The following is a 24,847-nucleotide window of genomic DNA, read 5'->3' on the forward strand; positions in this document are numbered from 1 at the left end:
GCGGAGCCTCACCCGGGTGATTTCCGCAGGCGGGACGGGGTGGAGGGCCTCGGCGGGCGGGACCGGTCAGGCCCGGGCGTGGTACTTGCCCTGCGCGGCGAGCAGCCCCTCGGTGAGCAGCATCTCGACGGCGTCGGCCGCGTCGTCGAGGAGGAAGGGCAGCTCCTTCGCCTCGGTGCCCTTGAAGTCCTTGAGCACGTAGTCGGCGGTGTCCATGCGGCCGGGCGGGCGCCCGACGCCGCCCCGGACCCGCACGTAGTCCTTCGTGCCGAGCGCCTTGGTGATGTCGCGCAGCCCGTTGTGCCCGCCCTCGCCGCCGCCGATCTTCAGCTTGACGGTGCCGAAGGGGATGTCCACCTCGTCGTGGACCACGACCACGTGCTCGGGGTCGATCCCGTAGTACTTCGCGAGCCCTGCCACGGGTCCGCCCGAGACGTTCATGTACGTCGTGGGCTTCGCGAGCACGACGCGCGGCCCGGGACGCCCGCCGGGCAGCATGCCGAGGCGCGCCTCCGCGACGGCGGCCTGCGCGCGCGGGTGCCGCGCGAACCGGGCGCCCGCCCGGCCCGCGAGGACGTCCAGGACCATGTGGCCCAGGTTGTGGCGGTTGCCGGCGTAGCCGGGGCCCGGGTTCCCGAGCCCGACGACGAGCCACGGCTGGTCGCTCATGTGCACCGTTCCTTCGCTGACGTCCTGCACGGTCCCGGCTCCCGACGCGCGCGAGGCGTCCGGCACCAGGGTGCCGGACGCCTCGCCGAGAGCATGGCGCGGACGAGGTCCGCGCGGGGGGTCACTCGCCCGCGGTCGCCTCGGCGGCGGCCTCGGAGCCGGCAGCCTGCTCGGCAGCCTCGGCCTCGGCGGCCTCGATGTCCGCCGAGTTGTCCTGCGGCACGGAGATCGTCACGACGACGAGCTCGGCGTCGGTCGTGAGCGTCGCGCCGGAGGGGAGCTTCACCTCGCCCGCCGTGACGGTCGTGCCGGCCTCGAGGCCCTCGATGGAGACCTCGACGGACTCGGGGAGGTGCGTCGCCTCGGCCTCGATGGCGAGGGTCTGCAGGTCGACGAGGTGGATGGTGCCGGGGGCGGACTCGCCGGTGACGGCGACCGGGACCTCGACGGCGACCTTCTCGCCCTTCTTCACGATGAGCAGGTCGACGTGCTCGATGACGTTGCGGACCGGGTCGCGCTGGACGTCCTTGGCGATGGCGAGCTGGCCCTTGCCCTCGAGCTCGATCGAGAAGAGCGCGTTCGAGTGCTTGAGCGCCATCATCGTCTGGTGGCCCGGGAGGGTGACGTGCACCGGCGCGCTGCCGTGCCCGTAGAGGACCGCGGGGATCTTGTCGGCACGGCGGATACGACGGGCGGCACCCTTGCCGAACTCGGTACGGGCCTCGGCGGCGAGCTTGATCTCGGACACGTGGATCACTCCTGGAAGAACGTTGCGGGCCGGCCGCCAGTGGGGGACGGTCGGCTGTCCGGACGGTGAGAGGGCCTCCCGGACGGGCGGCTGCGTCGGCGCGGGACGTGTGACGGGCGCGCAGGAGGACGACCGCCCAGTCGATAACGGAGATCCAACAGGTCTGGCTGACACGTGCGGTCCCGCGCCGCCGGTGTGCTCACCGGTCCAGCGCTGCCGGCCGTCAGACGTCCCTCGCCGAGGCAACCTGATAACTGTACCCGGGCACGGCGCGAGTCGGAAACCCGCGCCCCGCCGCCGGACCCGGAACCACGGCCGCGAGGGCCTGCGTCCGTCGTCGGGAAGGACGTCAGGGCGTGGCGTCGGCCCGGGCGGTCTCAGGACGGGCCGCGGGCCGGCCGGCGAGCCGGCGCGCGAGGCCCCGGGGCAGCTCGTACAGCCAGTAGACCGGGGTCCGGGAGACGACGGCGTACACGCCCACCGACACCAACGTCGCCACGAGCGCGAGCACGGGCGGCGCGAGGGCGGCCACCGGGGCGGGCACGGCGTCGAGCGCCCCGCCGCCGACGAGCAGGATCGCGTGGATGACGAGCATGTGCGTGAGGTAGACGGGCAGCGTCCGCGTCCCGAGCGCGCGCAGGGGCCGCAGCCCGCTCGTCGCGACGCCGAGCACGATGCCCGCCGCGACGCCGAGCACGCACACGACCCACAGCAGGACGCCCGACGCCACGTGCGCCGCGAGGACGCAGCCGGCGACCCAGAGGGCCACGACCGCCGCGCCCGTCCACACCGTGAGGCGCTCGGCCAGCCCGAGGACGCGGTCGCGCAGGAGGAGGCCCCCGAGGAAGAAGACGAAGTACTTGGGCGCGCTGTCCCACGCGTTGTTCGGCAGCTCGAGCGCGAACGCGAACGCCGCGAGCGACACGGCCGCCGCGCCGACCAGCTGCACGCGCGGCGACAGCCGCGAGAGGAGCTTCGCGACGACGAAGAACACCGCGAGCGCCCAGAGGAACCAGCGGATCCCCGACGGCCACACCCACGCCGAGAGCGCCGCCGCGCCGACCTGCACGGCGGGGCCGCCGTCGTCGGCCAGGCCGGGCGGGAGCTCGAGCCCCACGAGCGCCTCGTGCACCGGGTCGGGGTCGCCCGCGACGACGGCCCCGAGGAGGTAGCCGAGCGCCCGGACGAACGGCCACAGGAGCAGGAGCCACGCGAAGAGCGCGACCTTCGACGCGAGCAGCGCGCGCCACGGCCCGCGCACCCACTTCCCGGCGAAGAGGCCGGCGACGGCGAAGAAGAGCGGCATGCGCATCGTGCCGAGCGCCGCGTTCACCCGGTCCCACCCGGCGAGCACCGTGCCCCAGGCGCCGGTGAGGTCGAGGTCCCCGAGCGCGCGCGTCGCGTGCAGCACGACGACGAGCAGGATCGCGAGGCCGCGCGCGGCGTCGGGCCAGCGCAGGCGCACGCGTTCGACGGGCTGCTGCCGGGGCACGTCGTCACCTCCGGACGCTGCGGACGGGACCGCGCGGGGACTGCCACGACCGGACCGGGAGACCCGATCGTCGGGACCGACGCGGACCGTGCGAACCTACCGTCGCGACGGCGGCGACCACGAGGGTCCCGCCGCCTTTTCACCCGGGCGAGATCGCGCGCTCAGCCCGTCACGGCCGTCGTCGTCGCGACGGTCGTCGCGACGGTCGCCCCGACGAGGATCACCGCGGTGACCTCGTCGACGTACGCGCGCACGGCCTCGCTCGCCCAGCTCTCGCGCGCGATCTCGCGCGCCTGGGCGTCGACGTCGCGGCGGCCCGCGGGGGTGCGCTCGGGCCCGCCGTCGGCGTCGGCGCCGGACCCGCCGGTCGCGAGGACCCGGCCGGCCTGGCCCGTCGCGGCGAGCAGGGCGACGATCGCCGCCGCGCGCGCGTCCGGCACCTGCCCCTCGACGAGGACGCGCCGCAGGTCCGCGCGCACGGCGTCCTCGTGGCGCGAGTCCGCCGCGGGCCAGCGCGTCGTGGGGAAGATCCCGAGCACGCGACCCTCCTCGCGCCGCAGGACACCGCGCTCCGCGAGCGCCGCGACCGCGCGGGCGGCGGGCCGGAGCTTCGCGATCGGCGCGACGAGCGCCTTCGGCGTGGAGCCCTCCTTCGCGCGCACGACGTCGAGCGCCTCGTCGAGCAGCGCGTTGCCCGTCGGGGACGCGTCCCGGACGACGATGCGGCCCACCCGACCGCCGTCGCCGTCGCCCGCGAGGTCCGCCCGGCCCAGCAGGGCCAGCTCGACGAGCAGCGCGCCGGCGGCGACCTGCTCGCGGAACGAGGCGTCGACGACGGCCTTCCCGGTCACGTCGTCGAGCGTGAGTAGCAGGTAGTCCTCGAGGATGAGCATGCGTCCACGCTAGGACCGCGCGACGGGGCCGGGCACCTGCCGTTTGTCACCGGTGCGCGGTGCAGGTCTCACGCCGTCGGCGACGCCGGGCCCCGTCACGCCGGGTCGGCGAGCTCCCACCGGACGGTGACGGTCGCGCGGACCTCCTGGCTGCCGGGCTCCACGACGAGCGCGTCGCTCGTCGCCTTCGCCGCGAGGACGCGTGCCACCGGGGCGGGCGCGCCGTCGTCCTCGCGGACCTCGACGACCGGGCCGAGCGAGCGGCCGGCGAGGCGGGCGTACTGCTCGGCGCGTGCGCGCGCGTCGGCGAACGCGGCCTCGCGCGCCGCGGCCGCGAGCGGGCCGGGGTCGCCCACGGCGAGGCTCGTCGAGTCGAGCCGGCCGACCGGGCCGGCGGCGTCGAGCGCGGCGCGCACGACCTCGCCGCTCGCCCCCACGTCGCGCAGCGTCGCGCGCAGCGTGAGGCGGGCGGTCGTGCGCGGGCCGTCCTCGCGCTGCTCGGTCCACGTGGACGTCTGCGACGTGCGCAGGTCGGACGGCGCCACGCCGTGCGCGACGAGCGCGTCCCGCGCCGCGGCGAGCCCGGCGTTGGCGCGGTCGAGCGCGTCCTGCACGCCGGGCGCGCTCGCCTCGGCGCCGAGCTCGACGACGGCGACGTCGGGCGTGGCCGTCACCGCTCCCTGACCGGTGGTCGTCACCCCAGAGCCGTTCATGGCCGCCATGCTCGCACGGACCCCCGGGGCTCGCTCCCGTTTCACCCGGGCGGGCGCGGCACGGACGGCCTGCCGCCTGCCACTCTCGTGTCAGGGGGGCACGACGTCGTGCCCGTCACCGCACCCGGGAGGTCCGCGTGAGACGTCTCCTCACGCTCACCGCGCTGCTCGTCGCGCTCGCACCCGCCCCGGGGGCGGCCGCCGCGGACACCGACCCGGCCGCCACGACGCCGCGCGCGTGCGCCGACGCGGTCGCGCTGCTCGACGACTCTCGCCCCCGGGACGCCCTCGGGCTGATCGACGCCTACCGCGCGACGGCCACGTCCCCCGCGGACCCGGCGGCGCGCGCAGCGGCGTGCGCCGACGCGCGGGACGCGGCGGTCGCCGCGCGGGACACCGCGGCCACCCTCGCCGCGGAGGCGGAGGCCCTCGAGCCCGGCGGGGCGCCGCCGACGTCCGGGCAGCCCGAGTCCTGGGCCGCCGCGCGAGACCGCGCGGAGCAGGCGCTCGCGCTCGACGCCCAGGACGCGCAGGCCGCCGCCGTGGTCCGCGCGGCGCAGGAGGAGGAGACCACGGTCCCGGACCGCGCGGCCTCGGCCTGGGACGGGCTCGTCGAGGCGGTGTCTCCCCTGGGTCCGCCGCTGCTCGCGCTCCTCGTCGGCGTCCTCGTGCTCGTCGTCGTGGCGCGGCTCGTCGTGCCCGTGACCCTGCGCTGGCCCGTGCTGTCCGCGGGCGAGCGCGTGCGCGCGGGCGCCGCCGGGTGGGGAGCGCTCGTCGCCGGCGCGGCCCTCCTCGTGTGGGGGCCCGGCGCGAGCACGAGCACGTGGACGGGCTCCGGCGTCGCGGGCACGACCCTCGCGGGGGTGGTCCTCGTCCTCGGGTTCGTCGCCGGGGTCGTCGCGGTAGGGCTCGCCCTCCCCCGGCTCGTCGCCCCGGGTGCCCGCCACGACCGCGCCCGCTGGTGGGCGTGGGCGTCCGCCGTGGCCGGCGTCGCCGCGGTCGCGGCCGTCGTGCTGCTGGCCCTCGGCGGCGCGCGGACGATCGGCGCGGGGCCGCTCGCGACGGGGTCCGTCGCGGCCGGGGCCACCGTGGCGGTGCTCGGCGTGCTCCTCGTCGCCACGGTGCTCGCGACCCGGCTGCGGCTGACGATCGAGGTGACGTCGGGCCGCTCCGCCGACCGGACGACGTCGCACGAGGGGACGGGCGGCGCGCGCCTCGTCGCGCTGCTGGGCGAGCTGGGCGCCGAGCCGCCGCGCGGGCTGGAGGTGCCCCGCGGCACCGACATCAGCGCCCTCAGCGGGTCCGCGCTGTCCGAGCTGCCCCAGGGCGCGTTCGTCAAGGCGGTCGTCAGCCTGGCCCAGGGCGTCGTCGGGTCGGTCCCCTGGCGGGTCACGGTCGAGGAGCGGGACGCCGACCACCTGGCCGTCGTCGTCACGAGGAACGGACGGGCCGCGGGCTCGGCCGCGCTCGACCGCGCCGGGCTCCTGCGGTTCGACGCCGCGGACCCGACGTCGGTCGCCGCCGCGGCGCAGGTCGACCTCTACCGTGCCGCCGCCGCCGTCGTGCTCCTGACCCTGGCGCGCCACCACGCGGGCTTCGACGGGCTGTGCGGTGCGACGTCGTGGCGCAGCCTCGCCCTCCAGTACGTCGCCCAGAGCGACCTCGCCGCCGCGCCGGACCGGGAGCGGGAGCTCCTGGCGCGCGCCGTCGACGTCGACCCGCGCAACGACCTGGCCCAGGTCGCCCTCGCGCACGCCGAGGGTCGGCACCACACCCTGCGCGAGGACCTCGACGCGTACGGCCGCTGGCTCGACCGGTTCGTCGCGCGGACGGCGGGCCGCAGCGGGTACCGCGCGCTGCGGCTGCGGGCCCGGTACTCGCGCGCCGCGACGACCGTCAACGCGTGCTTCGCACCGCGGCGCGACGGGGGCGACCCCGCGGGCAGGCTCGACGCGACCGCCGTCGACGCCGTCCGCGCGCTGCTGGAGGCGCTCGCGGCGGAGCGTGCCGCGGGGCGGGAGGACGCGCTCGTCGTCCGGCTCCAGGACGCCGTCGAGAGCCTCTACCGCCAGGCGGAGGACGCGGCCCGGGAGCGGGAGCCCGTGCGGGCGCGGGGGGCGCCGCCGGTCCCGGGGACCGGGCCGACCGAGCCCACGGAGCCCGCCGAGCCGAACGAGACGCCCCGGCAGCGCCTGCGGCGCGCCTACCGGGCCGCCCTGGCCCGCGACCCCGACGACGGGGACCCGCCGCCCCCCACCACGCCGACCGGCGAGTACAACCTGGCGTGCACGTACGCCGTCCGCGCGGACCCGCTCGACGCCGAGGACGCGCTCCGCACGACCGACCACCTGCGGCGCGCGGTCGTGCTCGCGGACCTGCGCGCGTGGCTCCACGACGACCCGATGCTGGCCGCGTACCGCGAGCGGCCGGAGTACGCCGCGGAGTTCGGCCAGGACCCGCTCGACCTGCTCGCGGTCGCGCCGTTCGCCCGGTACGCGCCGGCCCTGCGCGCGTGGGGCCTGACGACGGAGCAGCGGATCGTGCCGGTCCCCCTGCCCGACCTCGCGGCGCTCCTCGGGACGACGCCCGAGGAGGCCGCGAGGGTGCGCGCCGCCGCGCACCTCGCGGCGGACCTCCCGGCGCTCCCGGGCCGCTGCGACGTGCTCGACGTGCTGCTCGCGCACGACGTGGGTGCCCTGCCCCCGGCCGGGCAGGGCCTCCCCGACGACGTCGCCCGCGCCCTGCGGTCCCGCGTGACGCGCCTACGGCTCACGCCGTCGGAGCGCGACCGGCTGCGGGCCGCGCTGGCCGCGTGGCTGGACTGAGCCTCAGCTGTTGCCGTCGAACAGCGAGGTGACCGAGCCGTCGTCGAACACCTCGCGGATCGCGCGCGCGATGAGCGGCGCGATGGAGAGCACCGTGAGCTGCGGGAACTGCTTGTCCGCCGCGATGGGCAGCGTGTCGGTGATGACGACCTCGCTCGCCCCGCACTCGGACAGGCGCTGGGCCGCCGGGTCGGACAGCACGCCGTGCGTCGCGGCCACGATGACCGACCGCGCGCCCGCGGCGAGGATGACGCGCACGGCCTCGGCGATCGTGCCGCCGGTGTCGATGAGGTCGTCGACGAGGACGCAGTCGCGGCCCTCGACGTCGCCGACGACGCGGTTCGCGACCGCCTGGTTCGGGCGCGTGACGTCGCGCGTCTTGTGGACGAACGCGAGCGGCCCGCCGCCGAGCTTCGCGGCCCACTGCTCCGCGACGCGGATGCGGCCCGCGTCGGGCGAGACGACCGTGACGTTCGACGTGTCGACGCGCGAGCGCACGTAGTCCGTGAGGATCGGCATCGCCCACAGGTGGTCGACCGGCCCGTCGAAGAAGCCCTGCGTCTGCGCGGCGTGCAGGTCGACGCTCATGAGGCGGTCGGCGCCCGCGGCGGTGAACAGGTCGGACATGAGGCGGGCCGAGATCGGCTCGCGCCCGCGGTGCTTCTTGTCCTGGCGGGCGTACCCGTAGAACGGCTGCACGACCGTGATCGTGCGGGCCGAGGCGCGCTTCGCGGCGTCGACCATGAGCAGCTGCTCCATGATCCACTGGTTGATCGGCGCGGTGTGGCTCTGGAGGATGAAGACGTCCGAGCCGCGCACCGACTCGCCGAACCGGACGTAGATCTCGCCGTTCGCGAAGTCGTACGCGGTCGTGGGCAGCAGGTCGATGCCCAGCTCCCGCGCGACGTCGTTGGCCAGCTCGGGGTGCGCGCGCCCCGAGGCGAGGACGAGGGACTTCTCCCCGTTGCCGGCGATCGTGCTGCTCATACCAGTGGGTTCCTTCGGTGGGGTTTCCGGGTGCGGGGTGAGGTCTGAGGTCGGCTGGCCGGTCGCGGTCAGTCTGTCGTGGTGGCGGGGCGACCGCCACGCAGCGCCTCGAGCGTGTGCTCGAGCTCGGGCGCGGGCGGCGGCGGGGTGGGGCGGTCGGCCGTCGCGGCGGCGCTCTGGTCCGCGAGCTGGGCCTGCGCCTGCGCGCCGAGCGGGGGCGCCTCCGGGTCCGCGGCGCGCGCGGCGGCCGCGGCCTCGGCGGCGGGCGTGCCGGCGCGACGGCGCTCGACCCAGCCCTCGATGTTGCGCTGCTGGCCGCCGCTCACGCCGAGCGCGCCCGCGGGCACGTCGCGGCGGATGACGGACCCGGCGGCGGTGTACGCGCCGTCGCCGACGCTCACGGGCGCGACGAACATGTTGTCCGCGCCGGTGCGGGCGTGCGAGCCGATGACGGTGCGGTGCTTGTGCACGCCGTCGTAGTTGACCGTGACCGACGCGGCACCGATGTTCGTGTGCTCGCCGATCGTCGCGTCGCCCACGTAGGACAGGTGCGGGATCTTCGACCCCTCGCCGATCTCCGCGTTCTTCGTCTCGACGAACGTCCCGATCTTGCCGTGCGCCCCCAGCACGGTGCCGGGCCGCAGGTACGCGAACGGCCCGACGGACGTCCCCGCGCCCAGGACCGCGAGCGAGCCGTGCGTCCGGGTCACGGTCGCGCCGGCGCCGACCTCGGTGTCCGTGAGCGTGGTGTCCGGGCCGACCGTCGCACCCTCGGCGACGACCGTCGCGCCGTGGAGCTGCGTCCCCGGGAGCAGCGTCACGTCGCGCGCGAGCTCGACGTCGACGTCGACCCACGTCGTGGCCGGGTCGACCACGGTCACGCCCGCGCGCATCCAGTCCTCGAGGATCCGACGGTTGAGCTCGGCGCGCAGCGTCGCGAGCTGCACGCGGTCGTTGACGCCCTCGACGACCGTCGGGTCGTCCGAGACGAGCGCCCGCACGACGCCGCCCTCGGCGCGCGCCGCGGCGACGACGTCCGTCAGGTAGACCTCGCCCTGCGCGTTGTCGCGGCCGAGCGTGCCGAGCCCGCGCCGCAGGACGGCGGCGTCGAACACGTAGATCGACGCGTTGATCTCGCGGATCGCGAGCTCGTCGGCCGACGCGTCCTTGTGCTCGACGATGCGCAGGACGTCGCCCGTCGCGTCGTCGCGCACGACGCGACCGTAGCCGGTCGCGTCCTCGAGCTGCGTCGTCAGCATCGTCACCGCGTTGCCGTCCGCGACGTGCGCCGCGAGCAGCTGGGCGAGGGTGCCGCCGTCGAGCAGCGGGGTGTCGCCCGCCGTGACGACCACGGGGCCCTCGAGGCCGTCGCCGACGCCGCGCCCCTCCTCTCCGTCGGGCACGCCGTGGACGAGCGCCTGCGCGTGCGCCTTCGCGTCGAGCGCGGCGAGCGCGCACTGCACGGCGCGGCCCGTCCCCGGGATCTCGTCCTGGTCCACGACGACCGCGTCCGGGTCGACCGACACGGCGTGCTCGGCGACACGGTCGCGCTCGTGCCGCACGACGACGGCGAGCAGCGCCGGGTCGAGCGAGCGTGCCGCGACGAGCACGTGCCCGAGCAGGCTGCGACCCGCGAGCGTGTGCAGCATCTTGGGGGTGGACGACTTCATCCGCGTGCCCTCGCCTGCGGCGAGGACGATCACGGCAGCGGGGGCGACGGTGGTGTCGGTGCCCTGCTGAGCTTCCATGGGTGTTCCCCTCGGGATCGGTGGCACGAGCTCCGCCCCCAGGACTCGAACCTGGACCAAGGGCACCAAAAACCCTTGTGCTGCCGATTACACCAAGGCGGACCGGACCCGGCGACGCCGTGCTCGTCACGTGCTCGTCACGTGCGCGTCACCTGCCCGTCGCCACGCCCCCGGTACGACCCCGGGCCGCGGCGGGCGGGCCGGGTCCGGGAACAGTCTGCCAGGTCGGTCCCCGTGCCCGACGCCGCGCGTGCCCGTCTCGCCCCATCCGCGCCGGACGCGGGGCGTGGCCCGCGCCACACCCGTGCGCGCACCCGCCGGACGACGCCCGCGCCGGCGGGCGCGGACCCTCCGGCTGCGGCGAGCGCCCGCGCGGCATGATGGACCCGTGGCCGACTCCAGACGCACCCCCCGATCCCGCATGACCGCGAGCCAGCGGCGCGAGCAGCTGCTCGCGGTCAGCCGTCGGCTGTTCGCCGAGAAGGGCTTCGAGGGGACGAGCGTCGAGGAGATCGCCGCGCGCGCCGAGGTGTCGAAGCCCGTCGTGTACGAGCACTTCGGCGGCAAGGAGGGCATCTACGCGGTCGTCGTGGACCGCGAGGTGCAGGCGCTCACCGCGGCGCTGTCGGGCGCGCTCGACGAGGGCGGCCACCCGAAGGTGCTGCTGGAGCGCACCGCGCTGGCGCTCCTGTCCTACATCGAGGCGTCCGAGGACGGCTTCCGGATCCTCGTGCGCGACTCCCCCGTCGCGCAGGCGACGGGCACGTTCTCGAGCCTCATCGGCGACGTCGCGACGCAGGTCGAGCACCTCCTGGCGAACCAGTTCCGCACGCGCGGCCTCGACCCGAAGGTCGCGCCCATCTACGCGCAGATGCTCGTCGGCATGGTCGCCCTGACCGGCCAGTACTGGCTCGACGCCCGCTCTCCCAAGAAGACGGAGGTCGCGGCGCACCTCGTCAACCTGGCCTGGAACGGCCTCGCGGACATGGAGAAGCGGCCCCACCTCATCACCACGAGGTCCTGACGCAGATCCGGCCCCGAAACCCGCGTCATGACAGCGGGGTCAGCCCGTCTCTCTGGCGGCAGAGCAGAACGACGGAGCGGGGCAGCGGATGCACGGGCACGACCGGTCGACCGACCAGGTGTACGGCGACCCACGGGACGAGATCCGTCCCACGGTCTGGGGGTACGTGACCTGGACGACCGCACGCTGTCTGCAGGGCGACGTCGCGGGCGCGCCCGCGCGCGTCGTCCAGCGCACCGACGTGCTCGTCCCGGGCCTCACGCCTCGCGAGCTGGACCGGGTGCGCCGGCACGCCGAGTGGCGCGCGTCGGTCGACGTGGTGCGGGTCGGTCTCGTCGCGGGCGTGACCACCGCGCTCGCCGCCCTGGTCGCGGGACGGCACCTGACCGCGCCCGAGACCCTGCTCCTCGCCGCGGTCCTCGGGCTCGTGGCGGCGCTCCTCACCGTCGCCCTCCTGCACGTGACGGGCCCGCGCCTCACGCGGGTCGAGCGTCGCGCGCTGCGCCGGGCCGTGGAGATCCGGCGCGTGCGGGTCGCGCCCCCGACGTCGGCCGTGATGCGCGTGCTCGTCGCGATGAGCGCCGTCGAGTCGGTGTCGGGGCGGCTCGACGAGCAGGACGCCGCGCTCGCCCGCGAGCTGCTCTGGGTCTCGCTCGACGCCGTGCAGCGCGACGACGCCGCGGCGGTCGACGAGGCGACCGGGACGATGCTGCGCCTCGCCGTGCGGGCCGCCCGGACGTCGCCCACGGTGCGCGACGAGCACCTCGGCTGACCGGCGGTCGCGGCCGCCACGCGCAGGGTGCCCGCGACGGCCCGCTCCGTCGGGCCCGACCTCGGCAGGGGGCACCCCCTGCTCCGGCACGGCCAGGACGTGACATCTGTCCCGTGCCGCCCGCCCCAGCGCGTGGTTGTCTGGGGCGCATGGCGACACTCGAGATCGACTCGCTGACCAAGTCCTACGGCGCCGTGCGCGCCCTGCGCGGCACGTCGTTCGACGTGCGCGCCGGGGAGATCTTCGGCTTCGTCGGCTCGAACGGCGCCGGGAAGACGACGACGATGCGCATCGTCCTCGGCGTCCTCGCCGCCGACGGCGGCGAGGTCCGGTGGGAGGGGCGGCCCCTCGACCTGGCCGCCCGCCGTCGCATCGGCTACATGCCCGAGGAGCGCGGCCTCTACCCGCGCATGAAGGTCGGCGAGCAGCTCGTCTACCTCGCCCGGCTGCACGGGCTCTCCGCCGCCGGGGCGAAGGACGCGATGGAGCGCTGGACCACCACGCTCGGTGTCGAGGCGCGCCGCGACGACGAGGTGCAGAAGCTCTCGCTCGGCAACCAGCAGCGCGTCCAGCTCGCCGCCGCGCTCACCCACGACCCCGAGCTGCTCGTGCTCGACGAGCCGTTCAGCGGGCTCGACCCGGTCGCCGTCGACGTCATGAGCGGGGTGCTGCGCGACCGCGCCGACGCGGGCGTGCCCGTCGTGTTCTCGTCGCACCAGCTCGACCTCGTGGAACGGCTGTGCGACCGCGTCGGCATCATCAAGGACGGCGCGATGGTCGAGGTCGGCACGATCGACGAGCTCCGCCGCACCGAGCAGGAGCGCTGGGTCGTGGACGGCCCGCCCGGGGCGACGTGGATCGGCGCCGTGCCCGACGCGCGGGCCGTCAGCCTGGAGGGGTCGCGCACGGTCGTCGAGCTCGCGCCCGGCGGTCCGCCCGGTGCCGGGACCGGTGACGGTACCGGGGGCGTCCCCGGCGGGCGCGAGCAGGCCGTGCTGCGCGCGGCGCTCGCCGCCGGGCCCGTGCACGAGTTCGCGCTCGTCCGGCCGTCGCTCACCGAGCTGTACCGCGACGTCGTGAGCGCCGAGGAGAAGCCGGCCGCGACGGCCGCCGAGACCGTGGAGGTGGGGGCATGAGCGCGGGCCAGGGCACGTCGCTGACGTCGTGGGGCGCGATCCGCCTCGTCGCGGGCCGCGAGATCATGACGCGGCTGCGCTCCAAGTCCTTCGTGTGGCTGACCGTGATCCTCGTGGGCGCCGTCGTGCTCGGCGGGGTCGTGCTGAACCTCGCGAACGGGTCCGGCCCGAGCGCCGAGCGCGTCGGGGTCACGCCGCAGACCGCGGCGCTCGCCGAGGCGATCGAGAGCACCGGGAGCACGCTCGGGACCGACGTCGAGACCGTCGACGTCACCGACGACGCCGCGGGCGAGGCCCAGGTGCGCGACGGCGACCTCGACGCCCTCGTCACCGGGAGCGCCGGCTCCCCCACCGTCGTCGTCGACACCGAGCTGTCGTCCGGCCTCACGGCCGTCTTCACGACGCTCGCCCAGCAGACCGCGCTGTCCGACGCCGTCGCCAGCCTCGGGGGCGACCCCGCCCAGGTCGCGGGCGACGTCGCGACGGCCGCGCCGGACGTGCGCACCATCGGCGAGCCGAGCGAGTTCGACCCCGCGCGCTACGTCACCGGCCTGGTCACCGGCATCCTGCTCTTCATGGCCATCATGATCAGCGGCCAGCTCATCGCGCAGGGGGTCGTCGAGGAGAAGACGAGCCGCGTCGTCGAGCTCCTGCTCTCGACCGTGCGCCCGTGGCAGCTCATGGCGGGCAAGGTCCTCGGCATCGGCCTCGTCGGGCTCGGGCAGGTCGCGCTCGTCGTGCTCGCGGGCGTCGGGACCGCGCTCGGCCTCGGCCTCGTCGACACCTCGACGATCGACCTCGGGACCGCCGCCGCCTGGGCGCTCGTGTGGTTCGTCGTCGGGTTCGTCAGCTACGCGCTGCTCATGGCGGGCCTCGGCGCGCTGGTCTCGCGCCAGGAGGACGTCGGCGCGGTCACCACGCCCGTCACGTTCCTCATGATCGTGCCGTACATCGTGGGCGTCTCCGTCGCGCCGTGGGCGCCGGACAACCCGCTCGTCGTCTGGCTGTCGTACGTGCCGCTGTGCTCGCCGCTGCTCATGCCGGTCCGCATCGCGCTCGGCAGCGCCGAGACGTGGGAGGCCCTCGTCGCGCTGGGTCTCTCCGTCGCGGTCATCCCCCTGCTCGTGTGGCTCGCGGCGAAGATCTACTCCAACGCCGTCCTGCGCACCGGCGCCCGCGTGCGCCTCAAGGACGCCCTCCGCACGTCCTGACCGCGAGGGAGAGGCCAGGTCCACCGAGGTAGAGCCGCGGCTCTACCTCGCGAGGCCCCGGCTCTTCGCGCGGGCGGCGGTCGTCGCGGCGCGCCGCGACGACCACGGAGCCGTCAAGAGTCTTGACGTCGAGACACGTCGAGTACCCTCGCGTCATGGACCAGCAGCACGAGGACGAGGTCGACCGCATCGTCGCGGCGTGGCAGCGGGAGCGGCCGGACCTCGACGTCGAGCCGCTCACCGTGTTCTCCCGGGTCGACCGGCTCGCCCGGCACCTGGACCGGGCGCGGCGCACGGCGTTCGCGCGCGGGCACCTGGAGACGTGGGAGTTCGACGTCCTGTCCGCGCTGCGCCGCGCGGGCGAGCCGTACCGCCTCTCCCCCGGGGCGCTCGTCACCCAGACGCTCGTGACGAGCGGGACCATGACGAACCGCATCGACCGGCTCGAGGAGCGCGGGCTCGTGGTGCGCCGCCGCTCGCCCGACGACCGGCGCGGCGTGCTCGTCGAGCTCACGGCCGAGGGCCTGGAGCGCGTGGACACGGCGATGACCGACCTCCTCGCCGTCGAGGCCCGCATCCTCGACGCGCTCGAGCCCGGCGAACGACCTGCGCTCGCGGCGCTCCTGCGTACAGTCGGAGGACAGTTCGACGACTGACCGACGGCCCGGACGACCGGGCGGGCGTCGCCGCACGCGCCCGCACCCGGAGGTCCCCGCCCGATGCCGTCGTCACGGCCGCCCCGCCCGAGCACCTTCCGCGGCGGGATCGACGGGGTCCTGCTGGTCGCCGTGCTGCTCGTGGCCGTCAACCTGCGGGCGCCGCTCACCGCGCTCCCGCCCGTCGTCGCGGACGTCGCGGCCGACCTCGACCTCACCGCCGCCGCGGCGGGCCTGCTCACCGGCATCCCGGTGCTCTGCTTCGCGCTGGCGACGCCCGCGGTCGCGGGCCTGCTCGGGCGGTCGTCGCTGCGGACGGCGATCGCCGTCGCGCTCGCGCTGATCTTCGCCGGGACGGTCCTGCGCTCGGCGGACCTCGCGGCGCTCGGCGCGGCCGGGACGTTCGCGGGCACGGTGCTCCTCGGGCTGGGCATCACGACGGCGAACCTCGCGGTGCCGATGATCGCCCAGCGCGACTTCCCCGGCCACGTCGCGACGGTGACGGGCCTCTACACGGCGGCGATCAACGTCGGGACCGTCGCGACGACGGCGCTCACCGCGCCGCTGGCGGACGCCGTCGGGTGGCGCTGGGCGCTCGCGTCGTGGTCGGTGCTCGCGGTCGTCGCGCTCGTGTGGTGGCTGCGCGCGGTGCCGCGCGAGGCGCGCGAGCCCCGGGGCGGCCCGGCGGAGCGCGCGCCCGGCCCGACGGCGGCGGGGACGAAGGCTGCGGCCGCGGGGACGAAGGCTGCGGCTGACGAGGACGCGCTGGCGGCGGCCGCGGCGGAGGGGGTCACGGGCACCGACCCGACGACGGCCCGCGAGCGCCACGTCCTCGCGACCCCGTTCACGTGGTGGCTGTGCGCGATGTTCGCGCTCCAGTCGTCGAGCTTCTACGCGCTCACGGCGTGGCTGCCGTTGATCCTCGAGGACCTCGCGGGCATCCCGCGCTCGGCGTCGGGCGGGGCGGCGTCGCTGTTCCAGGGCTTCGCGATCGTCGGTGGTCTCGCGGTGCCGCTCGCCGCGCGTCGTCTCAGCCTGCGGCAGACGTTCGTGGGGATCGCGGTGCTGTGGCTCACGCTGCCCGTGGGCCTGCTCGTCGCGCCGGGGCTCTGGGCGGTGTGGGCGTCCGCGGCGGGCGTCGCCCAGGCGGCGAACTTCGTCGTGATCTTCACGCTCGTCGCGCAGCGGTACCCGACGGTCCGGCGCGGCCGGCAGGCGTCGGCGACGGTGCAGTCCGTCGGGTACTGCCTCGCCGCCGTCGCGCCCACCGCGGCCGGGGCCCTGCAGACGGCGACGGGGACATGGACCGTGCCGGTCGCCGTCGTGCTGGGCGCGCTCGTGGTGATGACCGGGATCGGGCTGGTCCTCACCGGCGCGCCCCGTCGTCGCGCGGGCTGAGCACCGGGCCCGACCCTCCCCGCCTGGCATCTCCTCGAACCCTTGACCCTCGGCTCCACACCTGTTTATGGTGTACACACAGTTTATGCCACACACATGGCGTGTGCGCCGCACACGGACGTCCGACGGAGAAGGAGAAGGCGATGACCGGAGCCATGATCGCCGCGCAGGGGCTGGAGAAGTCCTACGGCGGCCACGCCGTGCTGCGCGGCGTCGACCTCACCGTGCGCCGCGGCGAGATCTTCGCGCTGCTGGGCCCCAACGGCGCGGGCAAGACGACGACCGTCAACATCCTCACCACCCTCGTCCGGCCCGACGGCGGCACCGCGCGCGTCGCGGGCGCCGACGTCGTGCACGACGCCGCCCGGGTGCGCGAGACCATCGCGCTCACGGGCCAGTACGCGTCGGTGGACGAGTTCCAGACGGGCCGCGAGAACCTCGTGATGATGTGCGAGCTCGCCCACCTGCCCCGCCGTGCGGTGCGCCCGCGCGCCGCCGCCCTGCTCGAGCGCTTCGACCTCACCGACGCCGCGGACCGGCGGGTCGGGACCTACTCGGGCGGCATGCGCCGCCGCCTCGACCTGGCGATCAGCCTCGTGGCCGACCCGGCGGTGCTCGTGCTCGACGAGCCGACGACGGGCCTCGACCCGGCGTCGCGCGCGCAGCTCTGGGAGGTCGTGCGCGGCCTCGCCGCCGACGGGACGACCGTCCTGCTGACGACCCAGTACCTGGAGGAGGCGGACCGCCTGGCCGACACGATCGCCGTCCTGCACGACGGCCGCGTCGCGGCGCGCGGCACGGCCGCCGAGCTCAAGGCGCTCGTCGCGGACGACCACGTGCGCGTCGCGTTCGACGACCCGGAGAGCCTGGCCGCCGCCGTCGGGCTCGCCGCATCGATCGGGCTGGCCCGCACGACGACCGACGAGAAGGACCTCTCGCTCACCGCACCGAGCGACGACCCCGTCCGCACGGTCCGCGACGTGCTCGCGGCCGCCGACGCCCACGGGCTCGCGGTCGTGGGGGTCAGCGTCGTCCGGCCCACGCTCGACGACGTGTTCCTCGCCCTGACCCGGAAGGAGGGCGCCCGATGAGCGCCGCACCCACGACCACCCTGTCCCGACCGTCCCGCACCGCGCCGCCGCGCGTCCGACGGACCCCCGCCACCGCCGCGCGCGACGTCCGGACGATGGTCGGGCGCGAGACGCGCCGCCAGCTCCGCAGCGTCGACGGGCTCGTCACGGCCTTCGCACTCCCCGTGATGATCATGCTCGTCTTCGTCGTGATCTTCGGCGGGGCGATCGGCGGGGACGACTACATCGACTACGTCGTGCCCGGCGTGCTCGTGATGTGCCTGGGGTTCGGCTCCGCGACGGCGGCGGTCGGCGTCGCGCAGGACATGACGTCCGGGACGATCGACCGGTTCAAGACCCTGCCGATCTTCGGGCCGTCCGCCCTGTGGGGGCACGTCGTGGCGAGCGTCGTGCGCAACCTCGCGTCCGCCGTCGTGGTCGTGGGGGTAGCGCTCGCGCTCGGCTTCCGGCCCGACGCCGGGCCTGCCGACTGGGCGGGGCTCGTCGCGTTCGCGGTCCTCGCCGTGCTGACGTTCACGTGGCTGAGCGTGGCGCTGGGCCTCGTGCTGAGCGTCGAGGCGTCGCAGTCGGTGAACTTCCTCTTCCTGTTCGTGCCCTACCTCAGCTCGGGGTTCGTCCCGATCGGCACGATGCCGTCGTGGCTGCACGGGTTCGCCGAGAACCAGCCGTTCACGCCCGTCATCGAGACGTTCCGCGCGCTGCTCGCGGGCGCGCCCGACGCGTCGACGGCCCTGACCGCCGTCGCGTGGCTGGCCGGCTTCCTCGTCGTGAGCTGCGCCGCCGGCTCCGTGCTCTACCGCCGGCGGACGGCCCGCTGACCCCGCCCGCCCCTCCTGACCCGCCCACCCCCGCCCACCCCCCGCCCACCCCCGCGCCGCCGAGCAGGTGGTCCTGGTGCGTCCTGCCGACCGGACGCACCAGGACCACCTGCTCGCGCCACCGGGAGGGCCTGCTCGGCACGGCTGCGACCCACGTCCGGGCGCCGTCGGGGAGGATGAAGCCATGACGGACGCACCCGACCTCCCGCCCCGGCTCGCGCTCGCGTGGGGCGTGGCCGAACGCCCCGAGCGCGCGCCGAAGCGCGAGCTGAGCATCGAGCGGATCGTCGACGCGGCCATGGGGATCGCCGACGCCGACGGGCTCGGGGCCGTGTCCATGGCGAAGGTCGCGCAGAGCCTCGGCTTCACGACGATGTCGCTCTACCGGTACGTGACGAGCAAGGACGACCTGCTGCTCCTCATGCAGGAGGCGGCGCTCGACGTCGAGTACCCGCCGGCGCACGAGCCCGCCGACTGGCGCGCCGAGCTGCGCGAGTGGGCGCAGTTCACGATGGCGGTGTTCGCGTCGCACCCGTGGTTCCTCGACATCCCCGTGACCGGCGCGCCGCTCACGCCGAACAACCTGCGCGGCGCGGACACCGGGCTGCGCGCGCTGCGGTCCACGCCGCTCGACGACGAGGAGAAGATGTCCGTCATCCTCCTCGTCAGCGGGTACGCCCGGAACGCGGCCCGGCTGCAGACCGACCTCGCGCGCGCCGTCGCCGCGGCCGGCGGCGACGAGGCGGTCCAGGGCGGCGCGTGGGCCGACGCGCTGCGCGGGCTCGTGGACGAGGTGCGGTTCCCCTACCTGCGGCCCCTCGTCGAGGCGGGGACGTACGCGGGCGAGGGCGAGATCGACGACACCGCGTGGGGCCTGGAGCGGGTGCTCGACGGGATCGCCGTCTACGTCGACGCGCGGGCCGCCGGGGCGCCCGGTGCGGGGCGCGCGCCCGGAAAGCAGCCCGCCACGGCCACGGAGCCCGCACCGGCGGCGGACCCGCGCGACGCCGTCGCACCGGTCGAGGTCGCGGTCCACGTCAAGGACCCGCGGGTCAAGAAGGCGACGCTCCGGCGGCGCGACGCGGAGCGGCGCGTGCGCGAGGCGCAGAAGAAGGTGCGCGAGCTGGAGAAGGCGCTGCGCGAGGCCCAGAAGGCGGAGCACGAGGCGGCCCGCGCCGCCGTCGAGAAGGCGCGCGGCTGACCCTCCGCGCACGACGACGGCCGGTCACCCCGCGGGGTGGCCGGCCGTCGTCGTGCGGGAGCGGGTGGGTCACTCGGCGAGCGCGAAGCCCGTCGTCCAGGAGGTCTTCTCCCCCGCCGCGAGCGTGAGCTGCAGGAAGCCGAGGGCCTCGAGCTCGTGCGCGCGCTTCAGCGAGCCGGCGTCGACGACGCGCACCCCGGACACGGCGCTCGCGAGGGCGGCCTTCGCGTCGGCGTCGTCGCCCGCGACGAGGACCGTCGTCGGGAGCGGCCCGACCTGACCGGTGGCGAGCGTCGCCGCGAAGCTCGTGTTGAACGCCTTGAGGACGCGCGCGTTCGGGACGCGCTCCTGGATCTGCGCCGCGGCCGACGAGCCGGCGGGCACGACGAGGGAGTCGAACGTCGCGAAGTCGACCGGGTTGGTGATGTCGACGAGCACCTTGCCGTCGAGGCGGCCCGCGTAGGCACCGAGGACGTCGTCGAGCGCACCGTACGGGAGCGCGAGGACGACGACGTCGCCCGTGATCTCGTCGCCGACCCTGCCCGCCGTGACGCGCGGGTCGACCTCGGTGGCCTCGCGGGTCAGGACCTGCACCTGGCTGCCCGCGGCGAGCGCGAGACCGGCGATGGCCGAGCCCATGTTCCCGGCGCCGATGATGGTGATGCTGCTCATGGTGGCTTCCCTTCCTCCGCCGGCCCGACGGTCGGCTATTAGTTGTTGCTACAACTAACACCGTACGCCGCTAAACTTGTACCGTCAACTATGTGGATCGCCGGACGGAGGAGGAGTGATGGCGACGGAACCCCGCTGGCTCGACGACCAGCAGCTCGACGCGTGGAAGCGGCTGGTGGCGGTCGTGGAGCTGCTGCCGGGCGTCCTCGACTCCCAGCTCCGGCGCGACGCCGACCTCAGCCACTTCGAGTACTACGTGCTGGCCATGCTCTCGGAGGCTCCGCGGCGCACGCTGCGCATGACCGACCTCGCGGGCGCCACGAACGCCACGCTCCCCCGGCTGTCGCACGTCGTCGCGCGCCTCGAGAAGCGCGGCCTCGTCGAGCGCGTGCCGTGCCCCGAGGACCGCCGCGCGACGAACGCGCACCTCACCGACGCCGGCTGGGAGAAGGTCGTCGCGACCGCGCCCGGGCACGTCGCGACGGTGCGCGACCACGTGATCGACGCCCTCACCGACGAGCAGGTCGAGCAGCTCGACGCCATCGCGGGCGCCATCCTCGAGCGCGTCGACCCCGACGACCGCATGGGCTTCCTCCGGCGCTGAGCCGTGCGGCCGCGCCCCCGGCGCTGCGACCCGGGCGCCCGGACGCAGGCCCCCGGCGGTCAGCGGGTCCGCACGGGCCCCGCGAGGACGAGCCTCCCGCCCGGCGCGAGCGCGCCGAGCGCCGCGAGCGGGTCGTCCACCGCGAGCTCGACCCGCCCGGGCAGGGCGGCGAGCACGTCGTCCCACTCCGGGGCGGCGTCGTCCACCTCGACGCTGTGCCCGTTCACGAGGTCGAACGACACGTACCGGGCGGTGCCGCCCGGGCCGCCGAGCGCGAACGCGGTGACGCGGCGCACGTCCGCCCAGGGCGCGAGGACGCCGCCCTGACCGTCGTCGACCTCGACGCCGCGCGCGGACACCGCGACCCGCATGCGGTCGGCCGTCACCCGGCGACCTCCGCCGCCTCGAGCCACGCCGCCTCGAGCTCGTCCTTCTCCGCCGCGAGCGTGCGCAGCTCGGCGTCGAGCTCCGCGACCGCCGCGAAGTCCGTCGCGTTCGCCGCGATCTTCTCGTGCAGCCGGCCCTCGACCTCCGCGATCTTGCTCAGGCGCCGCTCGATGCGGTTGATCTCCTTCTTCGCCGCCCGCACCTCGGCCGCGCTCGGGCCCGGGGCCTCCGCGGCCGGCCCCGCGTCCGGCGTCGCGTCGGCGCCGCCCGTGGGTGCGAACCCGGTCGACGCGGCGCCCGCGCCCGCGAGCGCCGCGCGCCGCAGCTCGAGGTACTGCTCGACGCCGCCCGGCAGGTCGCGCACCTGGCCGTCGCCGAGCAGCGCGACCTGGCGGTCCGCGACGCGCTCCAGCAGGTAGCGGTCGTGCGAGACCACGATGAGCGTGCCGGGCCAGCCGTCGAGCAGGTCCTCGAGCGCGGCGAGCGTGTCGGTGTCGAGGTCGTTCGTCGGCTCGTCGAGCAGGAGCACGTTGGGCTCGGCGACGAGCAGGCGCAGGAGCTGGAGGCGGCGCCGCTCGCCGCCCGAGAGGTCGCGCACGAGCGTCTGCGACCGCTCGCGCGTGAAGCCGAGCCGCTCGACGAGCTGGGACGCGGAGAGCTCCTTGCCGTCCACGACGACCGAGCGCTTCTCGTCCTCGATCACCTGGATCACGCGCGCCCCGGCGATGTCGTCGAGCTCGCCGACGTCCTGCGACAGCTCGGCGACGTGGACGGTCTTGCCGCGCTTGACCCGCCCGGAGTCGGGCTCGCGCCGTCCGGCGAGGAGCGCGAGGAGCGTCGTCTTCCCGGCGCCGTTGACCCCGACGACCCCGTACCGGTCGCCGGGCCCGAGGCGCCACGTGACGTCGTCGAGCAGCACGCGCTCCCCCTGGCCGTCCTGGCGCGGGACGGCGACGGTCACGTCCTCGAGGTCGAGCACGTCCTTGCCGAGCCGCTTGGTCGCGGTGCGCGTGAGCTCGAGCGTGTCGCGCGGGGGCGGGACGTCGGCGATGAGCGCGGCGGCGGCGTCGAGCCGGAACTTGGGCTTGGACGTGCGCGCGGGCGCGCCGCGCCGGAGCCACGCGAGCTCCTTGCGCAGCAGGTTGTCGCGCTTCTCCGCCGCGACGGCCGCGGTGCGCTGGCGCTCGGCGCGCGCGAGCACGTACGCGGCGTACCCGCCCTCGTAGCCCTCGACCTGGCCCGAGCCGTCGCCGCGCACCTCCCACATGCGCGAGCACACGGCGTCGAGGAACCAGCGGTCGTGCGTGACGACCACGAGAGCGCCCTTCGCGCCCGGGCGGGCGAAGCGGTCGCCGAGGTGCGCGGCGAGCCACGCGACGCCCTCGACGTCGAGGTGGTTCGTCGGCTCGTCGAGGAACAGCACGTCGTGGTCGGCGACGAGGAGCGCCGCGAGCGCGACGCGGCGCCGCTGCCCGCCGGACAGCGTGTCCGCCGGGGCGTCGAGGTCGAGGTCGCCCAGCAGCCCCGCGTGGACGGTGCGGATGCTCGCGTCCGACGCCCAGGCGTGGGTCGCGGCGTCGCCGTGCACGAGGTCGCGGATCGTCGCGCCGGTGCCGACGTCGTCGCGCTGGTCGAGCAGGCCCACCCGCAGCCCGCCCACGCGGGTGACGCGGCCGCCGTCGGGCTGCTGCGTGCCCGCGAGGAGGCGCAGGAGCGTCGTCTTGCCGGCCCCGTTGGGGCCGACGATGCCGACGCGGTCGCCGTCGTCGAGGCCGAGCGAGACGTCGTCGAGCAGGGTGCGGGTGCCGACGGTCAGCGAGATGCCGTCGGCGCCGAGAAGGTGAGCCACGCGGTCGAGCCTAGGCCGCCCCCGGTGAGTGCATGAAATAGTCGCCGATCCTGGGCAGGATGGCGACCATTTCATGCACTCACGGGTGGGCGGTCAGTCAGCCCTTGAGGCCCGTGTGCGCGAGGCCCTGGACGAACTGCTTCTGCGCGACGAGGAACACCGCGAGCACGGGCAGCACGGTGAGCGTGGTCGCGGCGAGCTGCACGTTCCACATCGGGCCGCCGTAGGCGTCGACGTACTGCGTGAGCGCCTGCGGGAGCGTGAACCGGTCCTTGCTCGAGAGGTACACGATCGGCTCGAGGTAGAGGTTCCACGACTTGAGGAACGTGAAGATCGCGACGGCCGAGATCGCCGAGCGCGACAGCGGGAACGCGATCCGCCAGAAGATCCCCCACCGCCCGAGGCCGTCCATGCGCCCCGCCTCCTCGAGCTCGCCGGGGAGCCCGAGGAAGAACTGGCGCATGATGAACGTCGCGAGGACGCTCGGCGCCCCGAGGATCGGGATGACCACGAGCGGCCAGTGCGTGTCGATGAGCCCGAGCGAGTTGACCATCCGGAACAGCGGGACGATCGTCACCTCCGACGGCACGAGCAGCCCGACGAGCACGAGCAGGAACAGCGCGTTCGCCCCGGGGAACCGGATGCGCGCGAACGCGTACCCGGCCATCGAGGCCACGAGGATCGTCCCGACGGTCACGACCACGGCGATGTAGAGGCTGTTCCAGTACTGCTGCGCGAACGGCTGCAGCCGGAACACCTCGCCGTAGGCCGCGAACGACGGGTCCTGGGGCCAGAGCGTCGGCACGGCCCGCAGGATCTCGCTCATCGGCTTGAGGCTCGACGTCGCCATCCACCACGTCGGGAAGACGAACGGCACGCTGAGCACCACGAGGAGCGCCACGAGCGCCGCGCGCCCCCAGCGGCGGCGCGTGCGCGCGCTCCCCGTGCGGCGCCCGCGCCGTCCGCCGCGGGTCGCCCCGCCGTCGGCGCCGCCCGTGCCCGACGCCGCGGGCCGGGCCGGGCCGTCGTCCGCGCCCGGGAGCGTGGCCGGGCCGGGCATCACGTCAGACTTCATGGAAGACCCACCTCTTGCGCGTCTGCCACTGCACGAGTGTCAGGACGAGGACGATGACGAACAGCAGGACGGAGATCGCGCTCGCGTAGCCGAAGTCGTTGAACCGGAACGCCTGCTGGTACAGGTAGTAGACGAGCACGGTGGTCGAGTTCCCCGGCCCCCCGCCCGTGAGCACGGCGATCTGCGCGAACACCTCGAGCGAGCCCACGATCGTGAGGATCGAGACCAGCAGGACGGTCGGGCTGATGAGCGGAAGCGTGATGGACCGGAACCGGCGCCACGCGCCGGCGCCGTCGATGCGCGCGGCCTCCTGGATCTCCTCGGGCACCCCCTGCAGGGCCGCGAGGAACAGGATCATGTTGAGGCCCACGTTCTTGAAGACCTGCACGACGATCACCGAGAGCATCGCCGTCGTCTCCCCGCGCAGCCAGTTCGGGCCGTCGACGCCGAGCAACGACAGGAACCCGTTGATGCCGCCGTCGGCCTGGAGCAGGAAGCTCCACACGATCGTCCACGCCACGAGGGACACGACGACCGGCGAGAAGAAGAACGTGCGGAACGTCGTCGTGCCGGGGAGCCGCTGGTTGAGCAGCACCGCGAGGACGAGCGCGAGCGAGATGTTGAGCACGACGAGCCCGACGGAGAACCACAGGCTCGCGAGGAGCGAGTCCCGCAGCCCGGGGTCGGCGAGCATCCGCTCGTAGTTGTCCGCACCCGCGAACGTGAACGTGTTCGCGAGGACGTTCCACTCGTGCAGCGAGTACCAGACGACGGCGACCAACGGCGCGACGACGAACGCGAGCGCGCCGAGCACGGCGGGCGCGACCATGGTGTAGCCCACGGCCGCGTCCCGTCGTGCGAGTGCGGAGGACGCCACG

23 protein-coding genes and 1 tRNA gene are annotated in these 24,847 nt (G+C 75.3%); 11 read left to right on the top strand and 13 right to left on the bottom strand.

The window, feature by feature from the left end; translation table 11 throughout:
* Positions 1-66: 66 nt before the first annotated feature.
* From pth to AC3WT4_RS11855, 5 genes are all read right to left on the bottom strand, one after another.
* Positions 67-669, bottom strand: a complete 603-nt coding sequence (gene pth, locus AC3WT4_RS11835) for an aminoacyl-tRNA hydrolase (protein WP_108051168.1) — start codon at positions 667-669, stop codon at positions 67-69.
* Between the two features lie 121 nt (positions 670-790).
* Positions 791-1,417 carry a 50S ribosomal protein L25/general stress protein Ctc gene (locus tag AC3WT4_RS11840; RefSeq protein ID WP_043656011.1) on the bottom strand — a complete coding sequence of 209 codons (627 nt, stop codon included), beginning with the start codon at positions 1,415-1,417 and terminating at the stop codon, positions 791-793.
* 349 nt (positions 1,418-1,766) lie between these two features.
* Positions 1,767-2,909, bottom strand: coding sequence for an acyltransferase family protein (locus AC3WT4_RS11845; protein ID WP_074807962.1), 1,143 nt, complete (start codon positions 2,907-2,909; stop codon positions 1,767-1,769).
* Positions 2,910-3,070: 161 nt separating this feature from the next.
* On the bottom strand, positions 3,071-3,802 hold the full coding sequence (locus AC3WT4_RS11850; protein WP_492315514.1) for a GOLPH3/VPS74 family protein: 732 nt from the start codon (positions 3,800-3,802) through the stop codon (positions 3,071-3,073).
* A 95-nt stretch (positions 3,803-3,897) separates the two neighbouring features.
* Complete coding sequence (locus tag AC3WT4_RS11855) at positions 3,898-4,515, bottom strand: SIMPL domain-containing protein (protein ID WP_286186267.1); 618 nt, start codon at positions 4,513-4,515, stop codon at positions 3,898-3,900.
* A gap of 137 nt (positions 4,516-4,652) precedes the next feature.
* On the opposite strand from AC3WT4_RS11855, the gene AC3WT4_RS11860 reads away from it, so the two are divergent.
* Complete coding sequence (locus AC3WT4_RS11860; protein WP_492315515.1) at positions 4,653-7,340, top strand: hypothetical protein; 2,688 nt, start codon at positions 4,653-4,655, stop codon at positions 7,338-7,340.
* Between the two features lie 3 nt (positions 7,341-7,343).
* Here AC3WT4_RS11860 and AC3WT4_RS11865 read toward each other — a convergent pair whose 3' ends face one another.
* The 3 genes from AC3WT4_RS11865 to AC3WT4_RS11875 all read right to left on the bottom strand — a co-directional run bounded on the left by AC3WT4_RS11865 (position 7,344) and on the right by AC3WT4_RS11875 (position 10,177).
* Positions 7,344-8,327: a ribose-phosphate diphosphokinase gene (locus tag AC3WT4_RS11865; protein WP_021483711.1), complete on the bottom strand. Its 984-nt coding sequence runs from the start codon at positions 8,325-8,327 to the stop codon at positions 7,344-7,346.
* Between the two features lie 68 nt (positions 8,328-8,395).
* Positions 8,396-10,075 carry a bifunctional UDP-N-acetylglucosamine diphosphorylase/glucosamine-1-phosphate N-acetyltransferase GlmU gene (gene glmU, locus AC3WT4_RS11870; protein WP_492315516.1) on the bottom strand — a complete coding sequence of 560 codons (1,680 nt, stop codon included), beginning with the start codon at positions 10,073-10,075 and terminating at the stop codon, positions 8,396-8,398.
* A gap of 30 nt (positions 10,076-10,105) precedes the next feature.
* Positions 10,106-10,177 (bottom strand) — tRNA-Gln (locus tag AC3WT4_RS11875).
* A 319-nt stretch (positions 10,178-10,496) separates the two neighbouring features.
* Here AC3WT4_RS11875 and AC3WT4_RS11880 point away from each other — a divergent pair.
* The 9 genes from AC3WT4_RS11880 to AC3WT4_RS11920 all read left to right on the top strand — a co-directional run bounded on the left by AC3WT4_RS11880 (position 10,497) and on the right by AC3WT4_RS11920 (position 19,382).
* Positions 10,497-11,099 (top strand): TetR/AcrR family transcriptional regulator, encoded by a 603-nt coding sequence (locus AC3WT4_RS11880; RefSeq protein WP_074807977.1) that lies wholly within the window; start codon positions 10,497-10,499, stop codon positions 11,097-11,099.
* 166 nt (positions 11,100-11,265) lie between these two features.
* Entirely contained in the window at positions 11,266-11,871 is a 606-nt protein-coding gene (locus AC3WT4_RS11885; protein ID WP_492315517.1) for a hypothetical protein, read from the top strand.
* A 149-nt stretch (positions 11,872-12,020) separates the two neighbouring features.
* On the top strand, positions 12,021-13,007 hold the full coding sequence (locus AC3WT4_RS11890; RefSeq protein WP_175008925.1) for an ATP-binding cassette domain-containing protein: 987 nt from the start codon (positions 12,021-12,023) through the stop codon (positions 13,005-13,007).
* Positions 13,004-14,218, top strand: a complete 1,215-nt coding sequence (locus AC3WT4_RS11895; RefSeq protein WP_492315518.1) for an ABC transporter permease — start codon at positions 13,004-13,006, stop codon at positions 14,216-14,218. The genes AC3WT4_RS11890 and AC3WT4_RS11895 overlap by 4 nt, the downstream gene beginning before the upstream one ends.
* Positions 14,219-14,373: 155 nt before the next feature.
* Positions 14,374-14,874 carry a MarR family winged helix-turn-helix transcriptional regulator gene (locus tag AC3WT4_RS11900; protein ID WP_083385168.1) on the top strand — a complete coding sequence of 167 codons (501 nt, stop codon included), beginning with the start codon at positions 14,374-14,376 and terminating at the stop codon, positions 14,872-14,874.
* Positions 14,875-14,937: 63 nt separating this feature from the next.
* Positions 14,938-16,272, top strand: a complete 1,335-nt coding sequence (locus tag AC3WT4_RS11905; RefSeq protein ID WP_074807992.1) for an MFS transporter — start codon at positions 14,938-14,940, stop codon at positions 16,270-16,272.
* A gap of 143 nt (positions 16,273-16,415) precedes the next feature.
* Complete coding sequence (locus tag AC3WT4_RS11910) at positions 16,416-17,363, top strand: ATP-binding cassette domain-containing protein (protein ID WP_492315519.1); 948 nt, start codon at positions 16,416-16,418, stop codon at positions 17,361-17,363.
* On the top strand, positions 17,360-18,181 hold the full coding sequence (locus tag AC3WT4_RS11915) for an ABC transporter permease (RefSeq protein WP_492315520.1): 822 nt from the start codon (positions 17,360-17,362) through the stop codon (positions 18,179-18,181). Before AC3WT4_RS11910 ends, AC3WT4_RS11915 begins: the two co-directional genes overlap by 4 nt.
* A 184-nt stretch (positions 18,182-18,365) precedes the next feature.
* Entirely contained in the window at positions 18,366-19,382 is a 1,017-nt protein-coding gene (locus tag AC3WT4_RS11920; RefSeq protein WP_492315521.1) for a TetR/AcrR family transcriptional regulator, read from the top strand.
* A 69-nt stretch (positions 19,383-19,451) separates the two neighbouring features.
* Here AC3WT4_RS11920 and AC3WT4_RS11925 read toward each other — a convergent pair whose 3' ends face one another.
* Positions 19,452-20,054 (bottom strand): NADPH-dependent F420 reductase, encoded by a 603-nt coding sequence (locus tag AC3WT4_RS11925; protein ID WP_492315522.1) that lies wholly within the window; start codon positions 20,052-20,054, stop codon positions 19,452-19,454.
* A 118-nt stretch (positions 20,055-20,172) separates the two neighbouring features.
* On the opposite strand from AC3WT4_RS11925, the gene AC3WT4_RS11930 reads away from it, so the two are divergent.
* Positions 20,173-20,658 carry a MarR family transcriptional regulator gene (locus AC3WT4_RS11930; protein ID WP_175008932.1) on the top strand — a complete coding sequence of 162 codons (486 nt, stop codon included), beginning with the start codon at positions 20,173-20,175 and terminating at the stop codon, positions 20,656-20,658.
* A gap of 59 nt (positions 20,659-20,717) precedes the next feature.
* Here the strand turns inward: AC3WT4_RS11930 and AC3WT4_RS11935 are convergent, their stop codons facing one another.
* The 4 genes from AC3WT4_RS11935 to AC3WT4_RS11950 all read right to left on the bottom strand — a co-directional run bounded on the left by AC3WT4_RS11935 (position 20,718) and on the right by AC3WT4_RS11950 (position 24,846).
* On the bottom strand, positions 20,718-21,044 hold the full coding sequence (locus AC3WT4_RS11935; protein ID WP_074808004.1) for a hypothetical protein: 327 nt from the start codon (positions 21,042-21,044) through the stop codon (positions 20,718-20,720).
* Complete coding sequence (locus AC3WT4_RS11940; RefSeq protein WP_108050079.1) at positions 21,041-22,894, bottom strand: ABC-F family ATP-binding cassette domain-containing protein; 1,854 nt, start codon at positions 22,892-22,894, stop codon at positions 21,041-21,043. Before AC3WT4_RS11940 ends, AC3WT4_RS11935 begins: the two co-directional genes overlap by 4 nt.
* 97 nt (positions 22,895-22,991) lie before the next feature.
* The gene (locus AC3WT4_RS11945) at positions 22,992-23,969 is read right to left on the bottom strand and encodes a carbohydrate ABC transporter permease (RefSeq protein ID WP_286186122.1); all 978 of its coding nucleotides are present in this window, start codon (positions 23,967-23,969) and stop codon (positions 22,992-22,994) included.
* Positions 23,959-24,846 carry a carbohydrate ABC transporter permease gene (locus AC3WT4_RS11950; protein WP_233140156.1) on the bottom strand — a complete coding sequence of 296 codons (888 nt, stop codon included), beginning with the start codon at positions 24,844-24,846 and terminating at the stop codon, positions 23,959-23,961. The genes AC3WT4_RS11945 and AC3WT4_RS11950 overlap by 11 nt, the downstream gene beginning before the upstream one ends.
* Position 24,847 lies beyond the last annotated feature (1 nt).

Source organism: Cellulosimicrobium sp. EB106-03-01-XG111, assembly GCF_058792115.1.